General features: G+C 68.0%; 25 protein-coding genes. 14 read left to right on the forward strand and 11 right to left on the reverse strand.

Going from position 1 to position 18,517, the window contains the following annotated elements; all coding sequences use genetic code 11:
* The first annotated feature begins 24 nt into the window (after positions 1–24).
* From LYSHEL_RS07860 to LYSHEL_RS07875, 4 genes are all read left to right on the forward strand, one after another.
* Entirely contained in the window at positions 25–504 is a 480-nt protein-coding gene (locus tag LYSHEL_RS07860; RefSeq protein WP_213437383.1) for a PepSY domain-containing protein, read from the forward strand.
* 80 nt (positions 505–584) lie between these two features.
* Positions 585–1,712: a GGDEF domain-containing protein gene (locus tag LYSHEL_RS07865; protein ID WP_213437385.1), complete on the forward strand. Its 1,128-nt coding sequence runs from the start codon at positions 585–587 to the stop codon at positions 1,710–1,712.
* Between the two features lie 86 nt (positions 1,713–1,798).
* Positions 1,799–2,752 (forward strand): ABC transporter ATP-binding protein, encoded by a 954-nt coding sequence (locus LYSHEL_RS07870; RefSeq protein ID WP_213437387.1) that lies wholly within the window; start codon positions 1,799–1,801, stop codon positions 2,750–2,752.
* Positions 2,749–3,510, forward strand: coding sequence for an ABC transporter permease (locus LYSHEL_RS07875; RefSeq protein ID WP_213437389.1), 762 nt, complete (start codon positions 2,749–2,751; stop codon positions 3,508–3,510). Before LYSHEL_RS07870 ends, LYSHEL_RS07875 begins: the two co-directional genes overlap by 4 nt.
* 240 nt (positions 3,511–3,750) lie before the next feature.
* Here LYSHEL_RS07875 and LYSHEL_RS07880 read toward each other — a convergent pair whose 3' ends face one another.
* From LYSHEL_RS07880 to LYSHEL_RS07890, 3 genes are read right to left on the reverse strand one after another with little or no spacing between them, the layout of a single operon-like run.
* Positions 3,751–4,161: a VOC family protein gene (locus LYSHEL_RS07880; protein ID WP_213437391.1), complete on the reverse strand. Its 411-nt coding sequence runs from the start codon at positions 4,159–4,161 to the stop codon at positions 3,751–3,753.
* A 32-nt stretch (positions 4,162–4,193) separates the two neighbouring features.
* Positions 4,194–4,634, reverse strand: a complete 441-nt coding sequence (locus tag LYSHEL_RS07885) for a helix-turn-helix transcriptional regulator (RefSeq protein WP_244858706.1) — start codon at positions 4,632–4,634, stop codon at positions 4,194–4,196.
* Positions 4,631–5,011 (reverse strand): YciI family protein, encoded by a 381-nt coding sequence (locus LYSHEL_RS07890; protein WP_213437393.1) that lies wholly within the window; start codon positions 5,009–5,011, stop codon positions 4,631–4,633. Before LYSHEL_RS07890 ends, LYSHEL_RS07885 begins: the two co-directional genes overlap by 4 nt.
* 84 nt (positions 5,012–5,095) lie before the next feature.
* On the opposite strand from LYSHEL_RS07890, the gene LYSHEL_RS07895 reads away from it, so the two are divergent.
* Positions 5,096–5,254: a hypothetical protein gene (locus LYSHEL_RS07895; RefSeq protein WP_213437395.1), complete on the forward strand. Its 159-nt coding sequence runs from the start codon at positions 5,096–5,098 to the stop codon at positions 5,252–5,254.
* On the opposite strand, the gene LYSHEL_RS07900 is transcribed toward LYSHEL_RS07895, so the two are convergent.
* The 3 genes from LYSHEL_RS07900 to LYSHEL_RS07910 form a co-directional block, all read right to left on the reverse strand.
* Positions 5,255–6,508, reverse strand: coding sequence for a PilT/PilU family type 4a pilus ATPase (locus tag LYSHEL_RS07900; protein WP_213437397.1), 1,254 nt, complete (start codon positions 6,506–6,508; stop codon positions 5,255–5,257).
* A 108-nt stretch (positions 6,509–6,616) separates the two neighbouring features.
* Positions 6,617–6,880: a DUF3297 family protein gene (locus LYSHEL_RS07905; protein ID WP_213437399.1), complete on the reverse strand. Its 264-nt coding sequence runs from the start codon at positions 6,878–6,880 to the stop codon at positions 6,617–6,619.
* 38 nt (positions 6,881–6,918) lie between these two features.
* The gene (locus LYSHEL_RS07910) at positions 6,919–7,203 is read right to left on the reverse strand and encodes a DUF4031 domain-containing protein (RefSeq protein ID WP_213437401.1); all 285 of its coding nucleotides are present in this window, start codon (positions 7,201–7,203) and stop codon (positions 6,919–6,921) included.
* A 57-nt stretch (positions 7,204–7,260) separates the two neighbouring features.
* On the opposite strand from LYSHEL_RS07910, the gene LYSHEL_RS07915 reads away from it, so the two are divergent.
* The 4 genes from LYSHEL_RS07915 (at position 7,261) to LYSHEL_RS07930 (ending at position 11,729) form a co-directional block, all read left to right on the forward strand.
* Positions 7,261–9,192, forward strand: a complete 1,932-nt coding sequence (locus LYSHEL_RS07915; protein WP_213437403.1) for an ABCB family ABC transporter ATP-binding protein/permease — start codon at positions 7,261–7,263, stop codon at positions 9,190–9,192.
* Position 9,193: 1 nt separating this feature from the next.
* Positions 9,194–10,000, forward strand: coding sequence for an NRDE family protein (locus LYSHEL_RS07920; RefSeq protein ID WP_213437405.1), 807 nt, complete (start codon positions 9,194–9,196; stop codon positions 9,998–10,000).
* Between the two features lie 94 nt (positions 10,001–10,094).
* Positions 10,095–10,397: a carboxypeptidase-like regulatory domain-containing protein gene (locus tag LYSHEL_RS07925; protein ID WP_213437407.1), complete on the forward strand. Its 303-nt coding sequence runs from the start codon at positions 10,095–10,097 to the stop codon at positions 10,395–10,397.
* Between the two features lie 126 nt (positions 10,398–10,523).
* A complete protein-coding gene (locus LYSHEL_RS07930) occupies positions 10,524–11,729 on the forward strand; it encodes an EAL domain-containing protein (protein ID WP_213437409.1) in 1,206 nt (401 codons plus the stop codon).
* Positions 11,730–11,745: 16 nt separating this feature from the next.
* Here the strand turns inward: LYSHEL_RS07930 and LYSHEL_RS07935 are convergent, their stop codons facing one another.
* A complete protein-coding gene (locus LYSHEL_RS07935) occupies positions 11,746–11,886 on the reverse strand; it encodes a hypothetical protein (RefSeq protein WP_213437411.1) in 141 nt (46 codons plus the stop codon).
* Positions 11,887–12,089: 203 nt separating this feature from the next.
* Between LYSHEL_RS07935 and LYSHEL_RS07940 the strand changes: the two genes are divergently transcribed.
* A complete protein-coding gene (locus LYSHEL_RS07940; protein ID WP_213437708.1) occupies positions 12,090–13,409 on the forward strand; it encodes a PQQ-dependent sugar dehydrogenase in 1,320 nt (439 codons plus the stop codon).
* Between the two features lie 25 nt (positions 13,410–13,434).
* Here LYSHEL_RS07940 and LYSHEL_RS07945 read toward each other — a convergent pair whose 3' ends face one another.
* Positions 13,435–13,692 carry a hypothetical protein gene (locus tag LYSHEL_RS07945; protein ID WP_213437413.1) on the reverse strand — a complete coding sequence of 86 codons (258 nt, stop codon included), beginning with the start codon at positions 13,690–13,692 and terminating at the stop codon, positions 13,435–13,437.
* Between the two features lie 111 nt (positions 13,693–13,803).
* Positions 13,804–14,133 carry a DUF6249 domain-containing protein gene (locus LYSHEL_RS07950; protein WP_213437415.1) on the reverse strand — a complete coding sequence of 110 codons (330 nt, stop codon included), beginning with the start codon at positions 14,131–14,133 and terminating at the stop codon, positions 13,804–13,806.
* Between the two features lie 192 nt (positions 14,134–14,325).
* On the opposite strand from LYSHEL_RS07950, the gene LYSHEL_RS07955 reads away from it, so the two are divergent.
* The 4 genes from LYSHEL_RS07955 to LYSHEL_RS07970 are packed head-to-tail and all read left to right on the forward strand — an operon-like array spanning position 14,326 to position 17,156.
* Positions 14,326–14,961 carry an RNA polymerase sigma factor gene (locus tag LYSHEL_RS07955; protein WP_213437417.1) on the forward strand — a complete coding sequence of 212 codons (636 nt, stop codon included), beginning with the start codon at positions 14,326–14,328 and terminating at the stop codon, positions 14,959–14,961.
* Complete coding sequence (locus tag LYSHEL_RS07960; protein ID WP_213437419.1) at positions 14,958–15,404, forward strand: hypothetical protein; 447 nt, start codon at positions 14,958–14,960, stop codon at positions 15,402–15,404. Before LYSHEL_RS07955 ends, LYSHEL_RS07960 begins: the two co-directional genes overlap by 4 nt.
* Before the next feature lie 10 nt (positions 15,405–15,414).
* A complete protein-coding gene (locus LYSHEL_RS07965) occupies positions 15,415–16,458 on the forward strand; it encodes a class I SAM-dependent methyltransferase (RefSeq protein ID WP_213437421.1) in 1,044 nt (347 codons plus the stop codon).
* Positions 16,455–17,156, forward strand: a complete 702-nt coding sequence (locus LYSHEL_RS07970) for a pseudouridine synthase (protein WP_213437423.1) — start codon at positions 16,455–16,457, stop codon at positions 17,154–17,156. The genes LYSHEL_RS07965 and LYSHEL_RS07970 overlap by 4 nt, the downstream gene beginning before the upstream one ends.
* Here LYSHEL_RS07970 and LYSHEL_RS07975 read toward each other — a convergent pair.
* Positions 17,153–17,704, reverse strand: a complete 552-nt coding sequence (locus LYSHEL_RS07975; RefSeq protein ID WP_213437425.1) for a DUF1415 domain-containing protein — start codon at positions 17,702–17,704, stop codon at positions 17,153–17,155. The two genes, LYSHEL_RS07970 and LYSHEL_RS07975, sit on opposite strands and share 4 nt — an antisense overlap.
* A gap of 10 nt (positions 17,705–17,714) precedes the next feature.
* Positions 17,715–18,458: a DNA-formamidopyrimidine glycosylase family protein gene (locus LYSHEL_RS07980; RefSeq protein WP_213437427.1), complete on the reverse strand. Its 744-nt coding sequence runs from the start codon at positions 18,456–18,458 to the stop codon at positions 17,715–17,717.
* Positions 18,459–18,517 lie beyond the last annotated feature (59 nt).

Genomic DNA, 18,517 nt, shown 5'->3' on the forward strand with positions numbered 1-18,517 from the left:
GCCGGTCCATCCAAGGAGTACACGATGCGCTACAAATCCCTCGCGATCCTCACGCTCGCCCTCGCCGCCAGCGGCACCGGCTTCGCGCAGCAGGCGCAGCCCGCCGCCTCGACCAGCACGACGGCCTCCGCCAGCGTCGCCGCGCCGGTCGCGCTGACCGAAGCCCAGGTGCGCGCGAAGCTCGCCGCCGATGGCTACACCAAGGTCAACGACGTCAAGTTCAAGGACGGCGTGTGGAAGGCCGATGCGCGCAGCGCGGACGGCAACCGCGTCGACGTGCGCATCGATGCGAAGACCGGCGAGGTCTATCCGGACGAACAGGTCGCCAACCTCAGCGAGAAGGACGTGCGCGCCAAGCTGGCCGCGGCCGGCTACCTGAAGGTGCACGACGTCGACTTCGAAGACGGCATCTGGAACGCCGAGGCGGACGATCCGCAGGGCAAGGATGTGGAGATCAAGATCGACCCGAAGACCGGCGAGGTCATCGGCAAGGAAAAGGACTGAGAAATAGTCCCGGGGCCGCCGCGTGACGAGGCGCGGCGGCCCCGCGTTATGCTCCGCCCCGGACACGCCCGGAGGCGGCCATGAGTCCTGAGGGGGACGGCAACCAGCACGACCACGACCCGGTCACGACGCCTGCAGCAGCGGGCGCCGGGGCGAGCGCGTGGCAGGCCCGCCTCACCGGGCTGCTGGCCGAAGTTTCGCGCGAAGCCCTCGAAGGCGAAGACCTCGAGGCCGTGCTGCGCCGCATCGTGGAATGCCTGGTGCGCAACCTGCCGGTGGCCATCGCCAGCATCATCCTGCTCGACGACGAAGGCACGCACTTCATGCAGGAAGTCTGGGCCGGGGACGTGGAGTTGTTCCCGCAGGAACTCGCGCACGGCTGGCCCGTCAGCGTCGGCGCCGCCGGCCGCTGCGCGCGCACCGGCGAGGCGCAACTGATCAACGACGTCGACACCGATCCGGATTACATCTCCGGCAACAGCGCGGTGCGCTCCGAATACCTCGTGCCGATCCGCCACCGCACGCGCCTGCACGGCGTGCTCAACATCGAGAGCACGCGCGCGGATTTCTTCAGCGAAGAAACGCGGTCGGTGTTCGATGCGATCGCCGGGCAAGTCGCGGGCGCGATCCACCTTGCGCGGGTGGTCGGCGAACTGGAATCGGCCAACCGCAAGCTCGAGCAACTCTCGATGAGCGATGGCCTCACCGGCATCGCCAACCGCCGCTGCTTCGACCAGCGCCTGTCCGCCGAATGGGAATGGCTGGCGGGCGAGGGCCGCGAACTGGCGCTGGTACTCGCCGACGCCGACGCGTTCAAGCCGCTCAACGATGCGCACGGCCATCTCTACGGCGACGAATGCCTGCGCGAACTCGCACGCATCTGCATGCGCCTGGCCGACGGCACCGACGATCTCGTCGCGCGCTTCGGCGGCGAGGAACTCGTGTTGCTGCTGCCGGGCCGCGACCTGGCGGCCGCGCAGGAACTCGGCGAACGCCTGCGCCGCGACGTGGAAGCGGCCGCGATGCCGCACGCGCAGTCGCAGGTGGCCCCGCATGTCACCGTGAGCGTCGGCGTGAGCGCGGTGCGCCCGTCGAAGGCCATGTCGCCCGATCACCTCATCGCCGCCGCCGATCGCGCGCTGTACATGGCGAAGGCGCGCGGCCGCAATCGCGTGATCGCGCTCGAGGCCGATCCGAAGGACGCCTGACCGGGGCGATTGGCCCCCACGCGGGATGCAGCCTCCGCGCCTGGCCGTCTTATCCGCGTCCACGCCGAGGGGGTAGGATCCCCCGCATGCCAAACCCCGCGCACGACGCCGCCAACGACATCGCCGTCTCCATCCGCGATGTCGGCAAGACCTACGCCTCGGGCTTCGAGGCGCTCAAGCACGTCAACCTGGACATCCGCCGCGGCGAGATCTTCGCGCTGCTCGGGCCCAACGGCGCGGGCAAGACGACGCTCATCAGCATCGTGTGCGGCATCGTCAACGCGAGCTCAGGCACCGTGCTGGCCGACGGCCACGACATCGTGCGCGAGTACCGCGCCACGCGCAGCAAGATCGGATTGGTGCCGCAGGAACTCTCGACCGATACGTTCGAGACGGTGTGGTCGACGCTGAAGTTCAGCCGCGGCCTGTTCGGCAAGGCGCCGGATCCGGCGCACCTGGAACAGGTGCTGCGCGATCTCTCGCTGTGGGACAAGAAGGACGCGAAGATCATGACGCTGTCCGGCGGCATGAAGCGTCGCGTGCTGATCGCCAAGGCGCTGGCGCACGAACCGAGCATCCTGTTCCTCGACGAACCCACCGCCGGTGTCGACGTCGAACTGCGCCACGACATGTGGCGCATGGTGCGCGCCCTGCGCGAGCGCGGCACCACGATCATCCTCACCACGCACTACATCGAGGAAGCGGAGGAGATGGCCGACCGCATCGGCGTGATCCGCAAGGGCGAGCTGATCCTGGTGGAGGACAAGCAGACGCTGATGCGCAAGCTCGGGAGCAAGCAGCTCGCGATCCAGCTGATGTCGCCGATCGAGAAGCTGCCGGAGTCGCTGGCCGACCTGCCGCTCGCGTTGTCGGAGGATGGGTTGTCGCTGGTGTATTCCTTCGACACGCAGGCCGACGATACCGGCATCGCACCGCTGCTGCGCCGGCTGCACGACCAGGGCATCGACTTCAAGGACCTGCATTCCAGCGAGACCTCGCTCGAGGACATCTTCGTCCGCCTGGTGAGGGCGCCGGCATGAACGTGCACGCGATCCGCGCGATCTACCGCTTCGAAATGGCGCGCACCTTCCGCACGATGCTCGAAAGCATCCTGTCGCCGGTGTTGTCGACGTCGCTGTACTTCATCGTGTTCGGCGCGGCGATCGGCTCGCGCATGGGCGACCTGGGCGGCGTGAGCTACGGCGCTTTCATCATTCCCGGCCTGATCATGCTGTCGCTGCTCAACGAGAGCATTTCGAACGCCTCGTTCGGCATCTATTTGCCGAAGTGGTCCGGGACGATCTTCGAATTGCTGTCGGCGCCGGTGTCGTACTTCGAAGCAGTCATCGGCTACGTGGGCGCGGCGGCGACGAAGTCGCTGATGCTGGGCGTACTGATCCTCGTGACCGCACGCGCCTTCGTGCCGTACCACATCGCGCATCCGTTCTGGATGCTCGCGTTCCTGGTGCTGACGGCCGTCACCTTCAGCCTGTTCGGTTTCATCATCGGCATCTGGGCGGACAGCTTCCAGCGCCTGCAGGTGATCCCGCTGCTCATCATCACGCCCCTGACGTTCCTGGGCGGCGCGTTCTATTCCATCGACATGCTCCCCGAACCCTGGCGCACCTTCACCCTGTTCAACCCCGTCGTGTACCTGGTGAGCGGCATGCGCTGGAGCTTCTACGGCATCTCCGACGTCGACGTCACCCTGAGCGCCACCGCGATCGTCGGCTTCCTGCTCGCCTGCCTGTTCGGCGTGTGGTGGATCTTCAAGACCGGCTACAAGCTCAAGTCCTGATACGGCCCACAGGCCGCAAGCGCTCTTGCTTGTCGCGAAAGCAGTGATTGGGTTGCGCGTGCGTCACCACGCACGCCAGCGAACCTGAGTAAAGGTCGGCCCCTTGATCGAAAAGGCTCGAAAGGTGATGCCCCAGCCCGTGGTGGGGTGAGAATTTTCGCCGCCACGTCGGCGAGAAATTCTTACCCCGCCGCGGGTTCGGGCGACGCGGACTTCACCCCAGGCGGGCTTCTGCAGGAATCAACCAATCGCCTGTATCCGCACCATGTTGCTGGCCGGATCCCGCACCGCACAGTCCCGCACCCCGTAAGGCTGGTCCGTAGGCTCCTGCACGATCTCCGCATCGCTGGCCTGCAACCGCGCAAACACCCCATCGAGATCGTGCGTCGCCAACAGGATCGTCGCGAACGTCCCCTTCGCCATCATCTCCGCGATGGTGCGGCGCTCATCGTCCGTGACGCCCGGGCTCGCGCCCGGCGGATACAGCACGATCGACGTGCCCGGCTGGCCGGCAGGCCCGACCGTGATCCAGCGCATCCCCTTGTAGCCCACATCGTTGCGAACCTCGAAGCCCAGCAAGTCGCGATAGAAGGCAAGGGACGCATCGGCGTCGTTGTGCGGGAGGAAACTGGCGTGGATGGCGATGTCCATGGCGCGTGCTCGTTGGGGGGTGTGCGAACAGGCTAGCCGCGCGCCGCCGACGGCGCTTCTCGATTCCTGACCGGTCGCGTGACCTGCTTCGCCACGCACGACGGGATGCCCGCGGTCGATTGCCGTGCTTCGCGGCGATAGGCACCGGGGGTCACGCCGACCAGTTCGGTGAAGCGCGTGCTGAACGTGCCCAGCGACGCACAGCCGACGGCGAAGCACGCATCGGTGACGCTGGTGTCGCCGCGGCGCAGGAGCGCCATCGCGCGCTCGATGCGGCGCGTCATCAAGTAGCTGTAGGGCGATTCGCCGTAGGCCAGGCGGAACTGGCGGCTGAAATGCCCGGCCGACATGTGCGCGTCGCGCGCCAGGGCTTCGACGTCCAGCGGCTGCGCGTACTCGCGGTCCATGCGGTCGCGTGCGCGGCGCAGGCGGGCGAGGTCGCGGAGCGCGTGGGCCTCGTCGCGAACGGTCACGCAGGCGCTCCGACGCGCGTGCGCACGGCGTTGATGTCGCGCACCGGCCGCACCTCGATGCACCCCATCGTGGCCCACGGCAGCGATTCGGCGATGCGCACCGCCTCCTCCATGCTGTCGGCTTCGATCAGGTTGAACCCGCCGAGCAGTTCCTTCGTCTCCGCGAACGGCCCATCGATCACCCGCGTCTTCCCGTCGCGGATGCGCACCGAGCGCGCGGTCTTCGCGTCTTCGAGCTGTTGCGACTCCAACAGCTTCCCGTCGCGCTTCAGGTCGTCGGCGTGCTCGAAGCAGCCCTTCATCATCGTGTCGTACCGGCCCTCGGGCAGCGCCTCGAGCAGTTCGGCATCCGTGTAGACGAGCAACAGGAATTGCATGGGCGCTCCGGCCGTGGACGTCGGCGGATCGTAAGCCAGCCGGGCATCACGCGCCCCTGCCGATGGCCCCGTTACGGTCGGCCCATGCAGACGACCAATCCCAATCCGAATCCCAACCAGACGCCGGATCCGACGCCGGCCTCCCCGCCGCAACCCGCGCCGCAGGAAGTGCCGCAGCCGGAAACGCCGTCGCCGCAGCAACCGCCGGCCGTGGACCCGCAGCCGCCCGCCCCTGTCGGCTGATCAGCCCGCCGCGGCCTGCTTGGCCGCCATCAGGCGCTGCAGTTCGATCTCGTCGCGCTTGAACTGCTGCTTGCGCAGTTCTTCCTGGCGCATCGCTTCCAGTTCCGCCGGCGTGGGCTGGTGGTGGAGCTCCAGCGACGTCCCGGCGGCGTTCGACGGCTCGCCGCGCTTGCTCTTCAACTTGATGTTCAGGCGCAGCTCGTTCGCCGAGTCCGCGTTGCGGATGGCTTCTTCGTACGAGATCAGCCCGTCGTTGTAGAGCTCGAACAACGCCCAGTCGAACGTGCGCATGCCCAGTTCGCGCGACTTGGTCATCACGCCCTTGAGCTCGTTGAACTCGCCCTTGAAGATCTTCTCGGCGATGGTGGGCGTGTTGAGCAGGATTTCGATCGCGGCGACGCGGCCCTTGCCGTCCTCGGTGCGCACCAGGCGCTGCGAGACGATCGCGCGCAGGTTGGCCGACAGGTCCATCAGCAGCTGCGTGCGGCGTTCTTCCGGGAAGAAGTTGATGATGCGTTCCATCGTCTGCGACGCGCTGTTGGCGTGCAGGGTGCTCAGGCACAGGTGGCCGGTCTCGGCGAAGGAGATCGCGTGCTCCATCGTTTCCGCGTCGCGGATCTCGCCGACCAGGATCACGTCCGGCGCCTGGCGCAGGGTGTTCTTCAGCGCGTGGTGCCACGAATGCGTGTCGACGCCGACTTCGCGGTGCGTGACCAGCGACTTCTGCGAGACGTGCGCGTATTCGACCGGATCCTCGACCGTGATGATGTGGCCGGCCGAGGTGCGGTTGCGGTGGTCGATCATCGCCGCCAGCGACGTGGACTTGCCCGAGCCCGTGCCGCCGACCAGCAGCACCAGGCCGCGCTTCTCCATCACGACGTCCTTCAGGACCTCGGGGAGGCGCAGCTTTTCGAAATTCGGGATTTCCGCGGCGATCGTGCGCAGCACCATGCCCACGTTGCCCTGCTGCACGAACACGTTGACGCGGAAGCGCGACACGCCGGGCACCACGATGGCGAAGTTGCACTCCATCTGCTCGGCGAACTCGGCGCGCTGCTTCTCGTTCATCAGGCAGCGGGCGAGGGACGCGGTGACTTCGCTGGTGAGCTTCTGCTGCGTGAGCGGCGTCATCGACCCGTGCGCCTTCATGCTCGGCGGGTAGTCGTGCGCGATGAACAAGTCGGAGCCGCCGGCCTTGGCCATCGCCGCCAGCAGCTTGTGCATGTAGTCCTTGGCTTGTTCGTCGCTCAACATCGAAACCGCTTCCTGCACGTGGGTGCGGCAGTCTACGGATTCGGCGCACGCTGGCGTCGCGGACGCGATCACGGTCCGCGCTCCAAGAAAAATTCTTACCCGCGCGGGTTAAACCTGTTCAGCGTCCGCGTCGTCGCCGCTGCGATACCAGGCTTCCACCTTGCCCTGCATCTTCATCGTCATCGGCTGGCCGCGGCGATCGAGCGACTTGCCCACCGGCAGGCGCACCCAGCCTTCGCTGATGCAGTACTCCTCGACGTTGGTGCGTTCCACGCCGTTGAACTTGATGCCGATGCCGCGCTCGAGCGCAGCCTCGTCGTAGAACTTGCTGCGGGGATCGTTGGAGAGATGATCGGGGGGCGTGTCGGACATGGTGCGTTTCGGTCGACGGGTGAAGGGTGGCGCACAGTCTAAGGGGCTTCGCCGCGGCCCTGTGCTTTCGCGCGTGCGATGACGCGGCGGACTAGGGCGCGGTCGGCGTGGCGCGAGATCGGTACGGCGCCCAGCGCGATGGCCCGATCACGCAGGTCCGAATCCACGTCGTAGTGGGCGCCGCTGGTCTTGTCCTGGAAAGCGCGGCGGGGCATGCCCAGCGCTGCGGCCATCGCGTGCAACTCATCCAGCGTGTCCGCCATCAGGTGCGCCCAGCGGCGGTCGCGCCACAGGGTGACGGCGTCGTCCACGTACACGGTCATTCGCGCAGGGTGGGCCCGGCGTTGCATCCTGTCCACCGCGGCACCATCTGGACCCCCATGCAGACCCCCAACGACCCCGTGGCTCCCGCGAGCCCGGCCCCGCCGTCCGACGACCTCGTCGCCGCCCCGGACGCCTCCGCGGGCGCCGAACCCGTCGCGCGCGCCAGCAACACCCGCGCCGACTGGCAGGTGCTCTCGACGCTGGTCCCGTACCTGAAGCCCTTCGCCGGCCGCATCTCCCTGGCGCTGCTGCTGGTGATTCTCGGCAAGCTCGCCAACCTGGCGGTGCCGATGGTGCTCAAGCGGCTGGTCGACGGGCTCAACGTCGCCCCGTCGCTGATCGTGCTGCCGGTGGGCTTGCTGCTGGCCTACGGTGCGTCGCGCGTGGCGGTCACGATGTTCACCGAACTGCGGCAGGTCGTGTTCGCGCGCGTGATGGCGCGGGTGTCGCGCCGCGTGACGTTGCAGGTCTTCCGGCATCTCCACGCGTTGTCGCTGCGCTTCCACCTGGCGCGGCGCACGGGCGGCGTGGCGCGCGACGTCGAGCGCGGCGGCACCGCGATCTCCGACCTGCTGGACTGGACGCTCTACACGATCGTCCCCACCGCGTTCGAAATCCTGCTCGTCACCGGCGTGCTCGCGTACTACTACGACTGGGGCTTCGTCGGGATCACCTTCGCCACGCTGGTGGCGTACGTCGCCTTCACCGTGTCGATCACCGAGTGGCGCACGCGCTACTACCGCGCCGCGGTGGAGGCCGACACCAAGGCCAACGAGCGCGCGGTGGATTCGTTGCTCAACTACGAGACCGTCAAGTACTTCGGCAACGAAGAGCACGAAGCGCGCCGCTACGACGAAAACCTGCAGCGCCTCGAGAACGCGCAGGTGATGAGCCGCAAGACCCTGGCGGTGCTCAACCTCGGGCAGACCGCGATCGTGGCGCTGGGCGTGTCCGCGATGATGTGGCGCGCGGCGGCGGGCGTGGTGTCGGGCGAGATGACGGTCGGCGACCTGGTGCTGGTCAACGCCTACCTGCTGCAGCTGTCCGCGCCGCTGAACATGCTCGGCATGATGTATCGCGAGGTGAAGCAGGCGATGACCAACCTGGAACGCCTGTTCGGCCTGCTGGACGAGCGCCAGGACGTGCAGGACCGCCCCGGCGCGGTGCCGCTGCATGCCACGCAGCCGCAGGTGCGCTTCGAAGCCGTGCGGTTCGCCTACGACCCGCGCCGGCAGATCCTGCGCGATGTCGACTTCACGATCGCGCCGGGCGCCACCGTGGCGGTGGTCGGGCATTCGGGGTCGGGCAAGTCCACGCTGGCGCGCTTGCTGTACCGCTTCTACGACATCGACGGCGGCCGCATCACGATCACCGACGCCAGCGGCACCGAGCACGACATCCGCGACTACACGCAGCACTCGGTGCGCGCCACGATCGCGATCGTCCCGCAGGACACGGTGCTGTTCAACGACACCATCTACTACAACATCGAGTACGGCCGCCCCGGCGCCACGCGCGAAGAAGTCGAGCACGCCGCGCGCGCCGCGCACATCCACGAACAGATCGCGGCCCTGCCGGATGGTTACGACACGGAAGTGGGCGAGCGCGGGCTGAAGCTTTCCGGCGGCGAGAAGCAACGCGTCGCCATCGCGCGCGCGCTGCTCAAGAACCCGGCGATCCTGATCTTCGACGAGGCGACGTCGGCGCTGGATACGCGCTCGGAGCAGGCGATCCAGGGCGAACTGGACCGCATCGCATTGGGCCGCACCACGCTGACCATCGCGCATCGCCTGTCCACCGTGATGGGCGCGGACGAAATCCTGGTGATGGATGCCGGGCGCATCGTCGAGCGCGGCACGCACCTGGACCTCATCGCGCGGCAGGGCGTGTACGCGGCGATGTGGAAGCTGCAGCAGCAGGAGCGCATGGAAGAACTGCGCGAAGCCGCGCAGGTACCGCAACCCGCGCCGCAGGAAGCGGGCGCCTGACATGTGCCTGATCGCCGTCGCCTGGCGTGCGCATCCGCGGTATCGGCTGGCGCTCATCGCCAACCGCGACGAATTCCACGGGCGGCCCACGGCGCCGGCGGGGCCGGATCCGGAGCACGCCGACGTGTTCGGCGGACGCGATCTCGAACACGGGGGAAGCTGGTTGCTCGCGTCCACGCGCGGGCGCCTCGCCGCAGTGACCAACGTGCGCGTGGGCGGCGATCCCGAAGTGGCGCCGTTGTCGCGCGGCACGCTGGTGCGCGGATTCGCGACCGGCAACATGACCGCCGACGCATACATGGCATCGCTCGCACCGGACGCCCCGCGCTTCGGTCGCTACAACCTGTTGTGCTGGGACGGCGACGCGCTCGCGTTCGCCACCAACCATCCGGCCCACGCCAGTCACGCCGTGACCGAAGGCGTACATGCGATGTCGAACGGCGCGTTCGATGCGCCGTGGCCGAAGAGCGGGCGCGCCACGCATGCGCTGGAACAATGGCTGGCGCAAGCCACCGATGCGCCGGTGGACGAAGCGCAGCTGGCGTCGTTGTTCGACGCGCTCGCCGACACCACGCCCGCGCCCGACGCGCGCCTGCCCGACACCGGCGTGGGCCTGGACCTCGAACGCGTGCTGTCGCCGCCCTTCGTGCGCGGCGCGCGTTACGGCACGCGGTGCAGCACGGTGGTGCTGGTGGACGAAGATGTGATCGTGTTCGCAGAACGGCGCTTCGGGCCCGACGCCCTGCCACAGGGCACCACCGTCGCGCGCCTGCCACGCGCGGGACGCAGCATCCCGAACAACACGTGACCTGACGTTGGATCTGGTGACCTTCGGCACGGGCAGCGGCGAATACCCGCTCCTAGACTGCGCGCCGCACACACCCCACGAGACCACGCACACCATGTCGAACAGCATCAAGCGCATCGCCTTCGCCTTCGCCGCCACCGCCCTGGTGGCCTTCGGCGCCAACGCGCAGCAGGCGTCGGGCAACATCGCCGGCACCGCCGTCACCGGCGACACCGTCCTGGTCACGGGCACCGGCACCGGTTTCCACCGCGAGCTGAAGATCGAGAAGGACGGCAAGTACCAGCTGCGTTCCGTGCCGCTGGGCGAGTACGTGGTCAGCGTCACGCACGCCGACGGCACCGCCGAGACGCCGAAGGGCGTCGCCGTGCGCGCCGGTTCGACCGCTCGCGTCAAGTAAGCAACGCGCTCCAATCGTTGCACCAAGGGGCGGCCTCCGGGCCGCCCTTTTGCGTTGCAGCCGGCCGGTCCGCGGCGCAACCTGCGTTCCCTAGCATTCAATCCGCATGTCTTTCGGGGGGATGACATGGGCAACGTGATCCGCGAACTGTTTTCCGGCGAAGTGCTGTATCGCCAGGGCGATCCGTCCGATTGCGCGTGGCTGATCGAACGCGGCGCGGTCGAACTCCACAGCGAACAAGGCCGCCGCACGATCGTGCACGCCACGCTGGGCCCGGGCGAACTGATCGGCGAGCTCGGCATGCTCGATGGGCAGCCGCGCAGCGCCACCGCCACCGCGCGCGGACCGACGCAATTGCTGGCGATCGACCACGACCAGTTCCTCGAACGCCTGGAAAGCGGCGATTCGATCGTCCGCACGCTCGTGCTCAGCCTGCTGCGCCGCACGCGCAGCATCCTCGCCAGCCTGCCGGCCGACCACGTGGTGCCGCCCGAAGACATGGTCAGCGAGTCGCGCGACGAGCGCGCGGGCCTGGACAAGATCCGCCTCGAAGCGCGCCTGCGCGATGCGATCGACAACCACACGCTCGACGTGCGCTACCAGCCGATCTACGACATCGCCGAAGGCCGCGTCAGCGGGTACGAGGCGCTCGTGCGCTGGCAGTTGCCGGATCGCGGCGCGGTGTCGCCGGCGGAATTCATCAAGCTCGCCGAAGAGACCTCGCTGATCGTGCCGGTGGGCGAATACGTGCTCGATCGCGTGCTGGAAGTGCTGACGGCGCTGCGCGACGCCGGCACCACGCCGCTGCCGAGCATCGCGGTCAACCTGTCGGCGCGGCAATTGGTGGAACCGGGAATGGCGAGCCAGATCGTCGCGCGCACGCAACGCGCGCACTTGCCGCCCGGTGCGCTGAAGCTGGAGATCACCGAGAGCCGCATGCTCGACTACACGCCGGTCGCGGCCGTCATGGCGCATTGCCGCGAACACGGCATCCCGTTCGCGCTCGACGATTTCGGCACCGGCTATTCCAACCTCACGCACCTGCACAAGCTCGACTTCGAATTCATCAAGGTCGACCAGGCGTTCGCGCGCCACATGTTCGATTCACCGCGCGCGATGGCGATCGTCAACGCGATCGTCGCGATGGCGCACGGCATCGGCGCGTACGTGGTGGTGGAAGGGGTGGAGACGCACGATCAACTGCAGCGCCTGCGTGCGCTGGGCGTGCGCTATGCGCAGGGATACCTGATCGGGCAGGCGCAGCCGGCGTCGTCGGTGTTGTCGGGCGAAGCAGGGCGCGGGCTCCAGGCCCGCGCATCGGCGACCGGTTGAGCGCCGCGAACCGCGCTTACGTCAGCGCGGTCCAGGCCAGCGTGGCGGCGACGATCATGACGACGGCGACGACCCACTGCGTGGCGGCTTCCTGGCGCTCTTCGCGCGTCGGGGCGACATAGGTCGTTTCGAAAGCGTCTTGCGGCATGGCGGACATGGCGGTGATCCCCTGGTGCCAGGCGGGCTGGTCCCGTCTGAACGGTGGCCAGTCTCTGCCCGGGCCCGGGTCTGGCAGTGCGGACGACGTCACATTTTTCGAATTCACACGCCCCGGGCCGGGGGGGCCGGCTCCATTCGCGTTGCTCTCACGGTTTCCGTTCCAGGCTCGCCCCCGACGCGGAGAGGGAGCGGGACATGCGGATGCGGTTGGCGTTTTCGGGGCTTTCGGTCGCCATCGCGGCGCTGCTGGCCGCGGCCTGCGCGCCCAGCGCGAAGCTCACCACGGCGCAGACCAGCGGCCCGACGCCGGTGATCCCGGCCCCCGACAAGGCCCTGGTGCCCACCGTGAAGATCGCGCCCGCGACGGGCTGGCCGGCCGGGACGATGCCGACGGCCGCCCAGGGCCTGCAGGTGCAGGCCTTCGCGACGGGCCTGACCCATCCGCGCTGGCTGTACGTGCTGCCCAACGGCGACGTGCTGGTGGCGGAAACCAATCGCCCCGCGACGGAGGATCCCTCCGGCAATCCGATCCGCGATGCCCTGATGAACCAGGCGTTCGAAAAAGCCGGCGCCGCGGTGCCGAGCCCCGAGCGCATTTCGCTGTTGCGCGACACCGATGGCGACGGCGTGGCGGAAACGAAGACGACGTTCCTGCAGCACCTCACCTCGCCGTTCGGCATGGCGCTCGTCGGCGGCACGTTCTATGTCGCGAACGCCGATTCGATCGTGCACGTGCCGTACAAGGCGGGCGAAACGACGATCACCGCCACGCCGGTGAAACTCGCCGACCTGCCGGGCGCGCCACGCAACCACCACTGGACCAAGAGCCTGCTCGCCAACGCGGACGGCACGAAGCTCTATGTCGGCGTGGGCTCCAACAGCAACGCCGCCGAACACGGCATGGACATCGAGTTCGAACGCGCCGCGATCCACGAGATCGACCTTGGCACCGGCAAGGGCCGCGTGTTCGCCAGCGGGCTGCGCAATCCGGTCGGCCTGGACTGGAATCCGCAAACGAAGGCGTTGTGGGTCGTCGTCAACGAACGCGACGAACTGGGCAGCGACCTCGTACCCGATTACCTGACGTCGGTGCAGGACGGCGCGTTCTACGGCTGGCCGTGGAGTTATTACGGTGCGCACGTCGACACGCGGGTGGAACCGGCGCGTCCCGACATGGTGGCCAAAGCGATCGCACCGGATTACGCACTGGGCCCGCACGTTGCATCGCTGGGCCTGGCGTTCTACACCGGCACCGCGTTGCCTGCGCATTACCGCGACGGCGCCTTCGTCGGCTTGCACGGCTCCTGGAACCGCGATCCGCAGAGCGGCTACAAAGTGATCTTCGTGCCGTTCGCCAACGGCAAGCCCGCGGGCGCGGAGGAGGACGTGCTCACGGGCTTCCTCGATGCACAAGGCAACGCGCGCGGTCGCCCGGTGGGCGTGGTCGTGGCGAAGGATGGGGCGGTGCTGGTAGCCGACGACGTCGGCAACACGATCTGGCGGATCACGCCCGCGCATTGAGCGCGGGCGTTTCCGTTCCGGACATTCAACGCGCGGCTTGCGGCGTCGCTTCGAACCGGCGGGCGTAGTCGCGTTCGTTCGCGACGCGTTCCACTTCCGAATCCGCCAGGTTGGGCGCGGCATAGACCGCGTAGGCAATGGACCCGTTGCGCTGGCCCACGTGGTGCAGCGTGTATCGCGGTGATCCACCGCCGGTGTTCGGAGGGTAGTGCGTGGGCGGCTGTGCGCCGTCCATGTCCAGTTCGCTGTTGTCCACCGCGCCACCGACGAAGAGGGCTCGCATTCGTCACTCCAGATGAGGTCAGTGACGCATCCTCTGGCAAGCGGCGTTGCGGTGGGATCAAACCGGCGTTAAGCGGGGTGCGCCCAACGCCGGTTCGGGAAGCGCGATGGATCAGTTCGCGAGGCGGCGCGTCAGGAAGTAGTAGGCGAGGTTGCCCACGCCCGTGGCGAGCGCCAGGACCGCGATCACGCCGGGGGTGATTTCTTCCCAGCCGCCGACTTCGATCAGGCCGAACCCGATGCCGACCGCGACCAGCGTGACGCCCCAGCGCAGCGAGCTGTGCTTCTGGCGCATGTCTTCGCCGGCCATGATCGAGCGGACGAGGTCTTCCGAGCCATTGGCACCGATGAGCGCTTTGCGGACGCGGGCGTCCACGATCACCTTGATGACGTAGGCGATGGCGAGGAACAGGGTGATGGGAATCAGGATTTCGAAGTTCATGTGGGCCGCTCTGGCTGGTGGGTACGGAACGGGAGATACAGCGTGGGGCGTCGTGGTTGCAGAAGCCGGGACCGGGGACCAGGGACCGGGGACCAAAAGCAGAGCGGATCGCTTCGGCCGTTCCCTGGTCCCTGGTCCCCGGTCCCCGGTCCCGTTGCAACCGATCACGCCGAAGGCGTATCCAGACCTTTCATGGATGGAGGTCCCCGCCTGAATTCCGTCGCGCCCGCCCCGGACGCCGCCCCCGACCGCCTGGCTTCCCTGGCGGCCGACCGGGCGCTCGTGGACGCGGTGCAGGCCGGCGAGCGCGGGGCCTTCGAGCGCCTGGTCAAGCAATACCAGGGCCTGTGCTTCCACATCATCCAGCGCATGGTCCGGCAGCCGGACGACACGCGGGAGCTGTGCCAGGACGCGTTCCTGCGCGTGCACAAGTATTTGCACCAGTACCGCGGCGAGAGCTCGCTGCAGGGCTGGATCGGGCAGGTCGCCTATTCGGTCGCCAAGCGGCACCTGGAGCGCAAGCGCATCCCGCTGCAGGATGCGGCCGACCCGGAAGCGCACCAGGCGCTGCTCGAAAACGTGGGCGATGGCTTCGACCTGGAAGGCGCGACCGCCGACGAGGAATCCGCACGCTGCCTCCACGCGGAAATCGAGAAGCTGCCGCCCATGCAGCGCACGCTGCTCACCCTGTATCACCTGGATGAAGTCCCGATCGCCGAGATCGCCGCGATGACCGGTCTCGCCGAAGGCACCATCAAGAGTCATCTGTTCCGCAGCCGACAGCGCCTGCGCCAGGCCCTGGAAGCGCGGATGGGAGCCACCGCATGAACACCGAACACTTCGATCCCCGCGACGAACTGGAATGGCAGGCGCAGGAACGCGCACGCCTCGCCGCGCGCGCCGGCATGCCCGCCACCGACGATCCGCTGGCCGATCGTTATCGCGTCATGGCGGAGGTATTGCGCGGGCCGTTGCCGGATGCGTTGCCGGTCGATTTCGCTGCACAGGTCGCGCGTCGCGCCTCGATGGGCGCGCAGGCCGATGCGCGTTTCGAAAGCATCCTCATGCGGACGATCCTCGCGGTATTCGGGCTTTCGGCCGCCGTGGTGGTGGCGGTGTACGGCCATGCATGGGTCGCGCCGATCCTCGAGGCGCTGAAGCTGGACTCGGCCGTGGCGGTGAACTGGGCGCTCGCGCTCGGCGCCTGCATCGGGGCGTCGTGGCTCACCGACCAGCTCCGCAAGCACTGGCACGCACCGCACGCCGCGTAAACTGCGCGGCATGACCTTGCCCGCCACGCGCGACCACGACCCCGCGCTCGAAGTCCTCTTCCACGCCATCGACACCGGCGCGCTGCCCTGGCCGCGCACCGGCGGCGCCTTGTTCCTGCGCGCGCGCGACGGTTGGCCGCTGCATGCCGCCGGCCGCACGGGCCTGGTGTGCGAACAGACGTTCAAGCCCGCATTCGATGCATTGCAGCGATCGCAACTGATGGTGCAGGCCGATCCGGTGACCGATCGCTTCCCGCTGGTGCTGGTGCTGCCGCCGCGACAGCGCGATGAAGCGCGTGCGTTGTTCGCGCGCGCGGTGTCGCAATGCACGGACGATGGCGTGGTGCTGGCCTGCATGCAGAACGACGAAGGCGCGAAGACGGGACAGTCGGACCTGGCGAAACTGGCCGGCCCGGTGTCGGTGTTGTCGAAGCAGCATTGCCGCGTGTTCTGGACGACGGCGCTGGCGATCGACGAAACGTTGCGCGCGGAATGGCGCGACCTCGACGCACCGCGTGCGATCGTCGATGGGCGTTACACCAGCCGGCCCGGGCTGTTCGCGTGGGACCGCATCGATCCGGCGTCCGCCTTGCTCGTGAAGCATTTGCCCGCCGACCTCGCGGGGCGGGGTGCGGATCTCGGTGCAGGCTGGGGCTATCTCGCGACGGAAGTCTTCGCCCGTGCACCGAAGGTCACCGCGCTCGACCTGTACGAAGCCGAGGCGCGCGCGCTGGACCTGGCGCGCACCAATCTCGCCGGCGAACCGCGCGCCACGTTCCATTGGTCCGACGTGGGCGAAGGCCTGCCGCGTCGCAATTACGACTTCATCGTAAGCAATCCGCCGTTCCATGCGCACGGGCGCGCGGACCGGCCCGACATCGGGCGACGCTTCATCACCGCGGCCGCCGATGCGTTGCGTCCCGGCGGGCGGTTGTTCCTCGTCGCCAATCGGCACTTGCCGTACGAATCGGTGCTCGACGCGCGCTTCGGCACGACGCGCACGCTGGCGCAAGCCGGCGGTTTCAAGGTGGTCGAAGCGGTGCGCGGCAAATGAAACTGGTCAAGCACCTGGCGAACCTGGGCTACGGCAGCCGCAAGGAAGTGGCGTGGATGTTCCGCGAGGGACGCATCACCGATGCGCAAGGCGAAGTGTTGTACGCGGACGACCAACCGGCGCACGACGACGTGCGCGTGGACGGCGAACCGCTCGATCTGCCACCCGGCATCCTGCTGATGCTGCACAAGCCGACCGGCTACACGTGCTCGACGAAGGACAAGGGCCGCATCGTCTACGACCTGTTGCCGCCGCGTTTCCGGTTGCGCGCGCCGTTGCTGTCGACGGTGGGGCGCCTGGATCGCGATACCAGCGGCTTGCTGCTGATGACGGACGACGGCGGCCTGCTGCATCGCATCGTGTCGCCGAAGGCGCATTTGCCCAAGCGCTACGAAGCCACGCTCGCGCAGGACCTGCGCGGCGATGAAGCCGAATTGTTCGCCAGCGGTACGTTGATGCTGGAGGCGGAGAACACACCGTTGGCGCCCGCGACGCTCGAAGTGCGCGATGCCAGGCATGCGAGCCTGGTGCTGACCGAAGGCCGCTACCACCAGGTACGGCGCATGTTCGCGGCCGTGGGCAACCACGTCGAAGCGCTGCACCGCAGCGCGGTGGGCGGACTGACGCTCGGCGACTTGCCGGAAGGCGAATGGATCGCGCTGGACGACGCGGATCGCGTGCGCCTGTTCACTCCCTAGTCGGCGAGCAACTGCTTCCAGCCTGCCACGCCGAGTTCGCGCAACGTCTCCACGTTCCGCGCCACGATCACGTCCGGATCCGGGAACGCGGCCACCGCCTTCGACACGCTGTCCTCGCGCAGCAGGTGCAGCGTGGGATACGGCGAACGGTTGGTGAAATTCTCCACGTCGTCCTCGCCGCTGTCGGCGAAGCGATAGTCGGGATGGAAGCTCGCCACCTGCAGCACGCCGTCCAGGTCCATCTCTTCGACCAGGCCGTCGGCGACTTCGAGGAAGTCGTTGTAGTCCAGGAAATCGCGCAGCACGTCGGGATGCACGATCAGCGTCGTGTCGATCTGCGACGGGTCGGTGTCGCGCAGCAGCGCGAGTTCTTCGCCCAGTTCGGCGAGCAGCGCGGATTCGGTCGTCGCATCGCTCAGCACGAAGCGCACCTGGTCCTTCACGTACACCGCTTTCGCGAACGGGCAGAGGTTCAAACCGATGACGGCGCGTTCGAGCCAGCGGCGGGTGTCGGCGATCGGGTCTTGCGGGGGCGTGGCGTCGGTCATGCCGCGCAGTCTAGCGATACAGGCGCTGGCACGTGTCGCACCAGAACGCGCGCCGGCGGGCGCGGCCGAGGTGCTTGCGGTAGCTCAGCGGCGTGCCGTCGCGCGGGCAGGTCTTCTTCGTGTGCACCTGGTAGTGCTTGCGCAGCACGAAGGCCTTCTTCCATTCGTAGAAGTCGAAGCTGTAGTCGCGCGCTTCCCGGATGAGTTCGCCGAGCTTGCGCGAGGGCAGGGCGCCGATCTCGCTCTCGGGGTGCACGCGGATGCGATGCAGCACTTCGTTCTTGATGATGTTGCCCACGCCGGCGAAGACGTCCTGGTCGAGCAGCGCGTCGGCGGCCAGCGTGTCCGGGCGCAGCGCGAGCTTGCGGCGTGCGGCGCGCGGGTTCCAGGCGTCGGCCATCACGTCGCCGCTCCAGTCGTATACGTCGTCGAGGTCGCCCTCGATGTACTTGCACGAACACGCGTAGAAGTTCAGCTCCCGCCCCTTGGCGAACCCGAGGCTCAGGCGCGGGTTGGCGTTCTCCTTGCGCTCGTCGATGCGGTAGCTGCCGAACAGCAGGAAGTGCACGCGCAGCGCGAAGCCCGGGAACACGAGCAGGAAATGCTTGCCCCAGCTGCACACGGCCAGCAGCGTCTTGCCTTGCATGCGCGCGATGTCGATGACGCGGGTGTTGCCTTCCACGCGCAGCACCTTTCGGCCGGCGAAGTCCGCGGCCTGCTCGCGCAGGATGACGATGGAGGGACCTTCGGGCATCGCCGCAGGCTGCCGATTCGCGCGTGGCGGCCGCGTGCAGGTGGCGGGCGGGGCGTCGA

It is taken from the genome of Lysobacter helvus (genome assembly GCF_018406645.1).
Lineage (GTDB): Bacteria > Pseudomonadota > Gammaproteobacteria > Xanthomonadales > Xanthomonadaceae > Noviluteimonas > Noviluteimonas caseinilytica.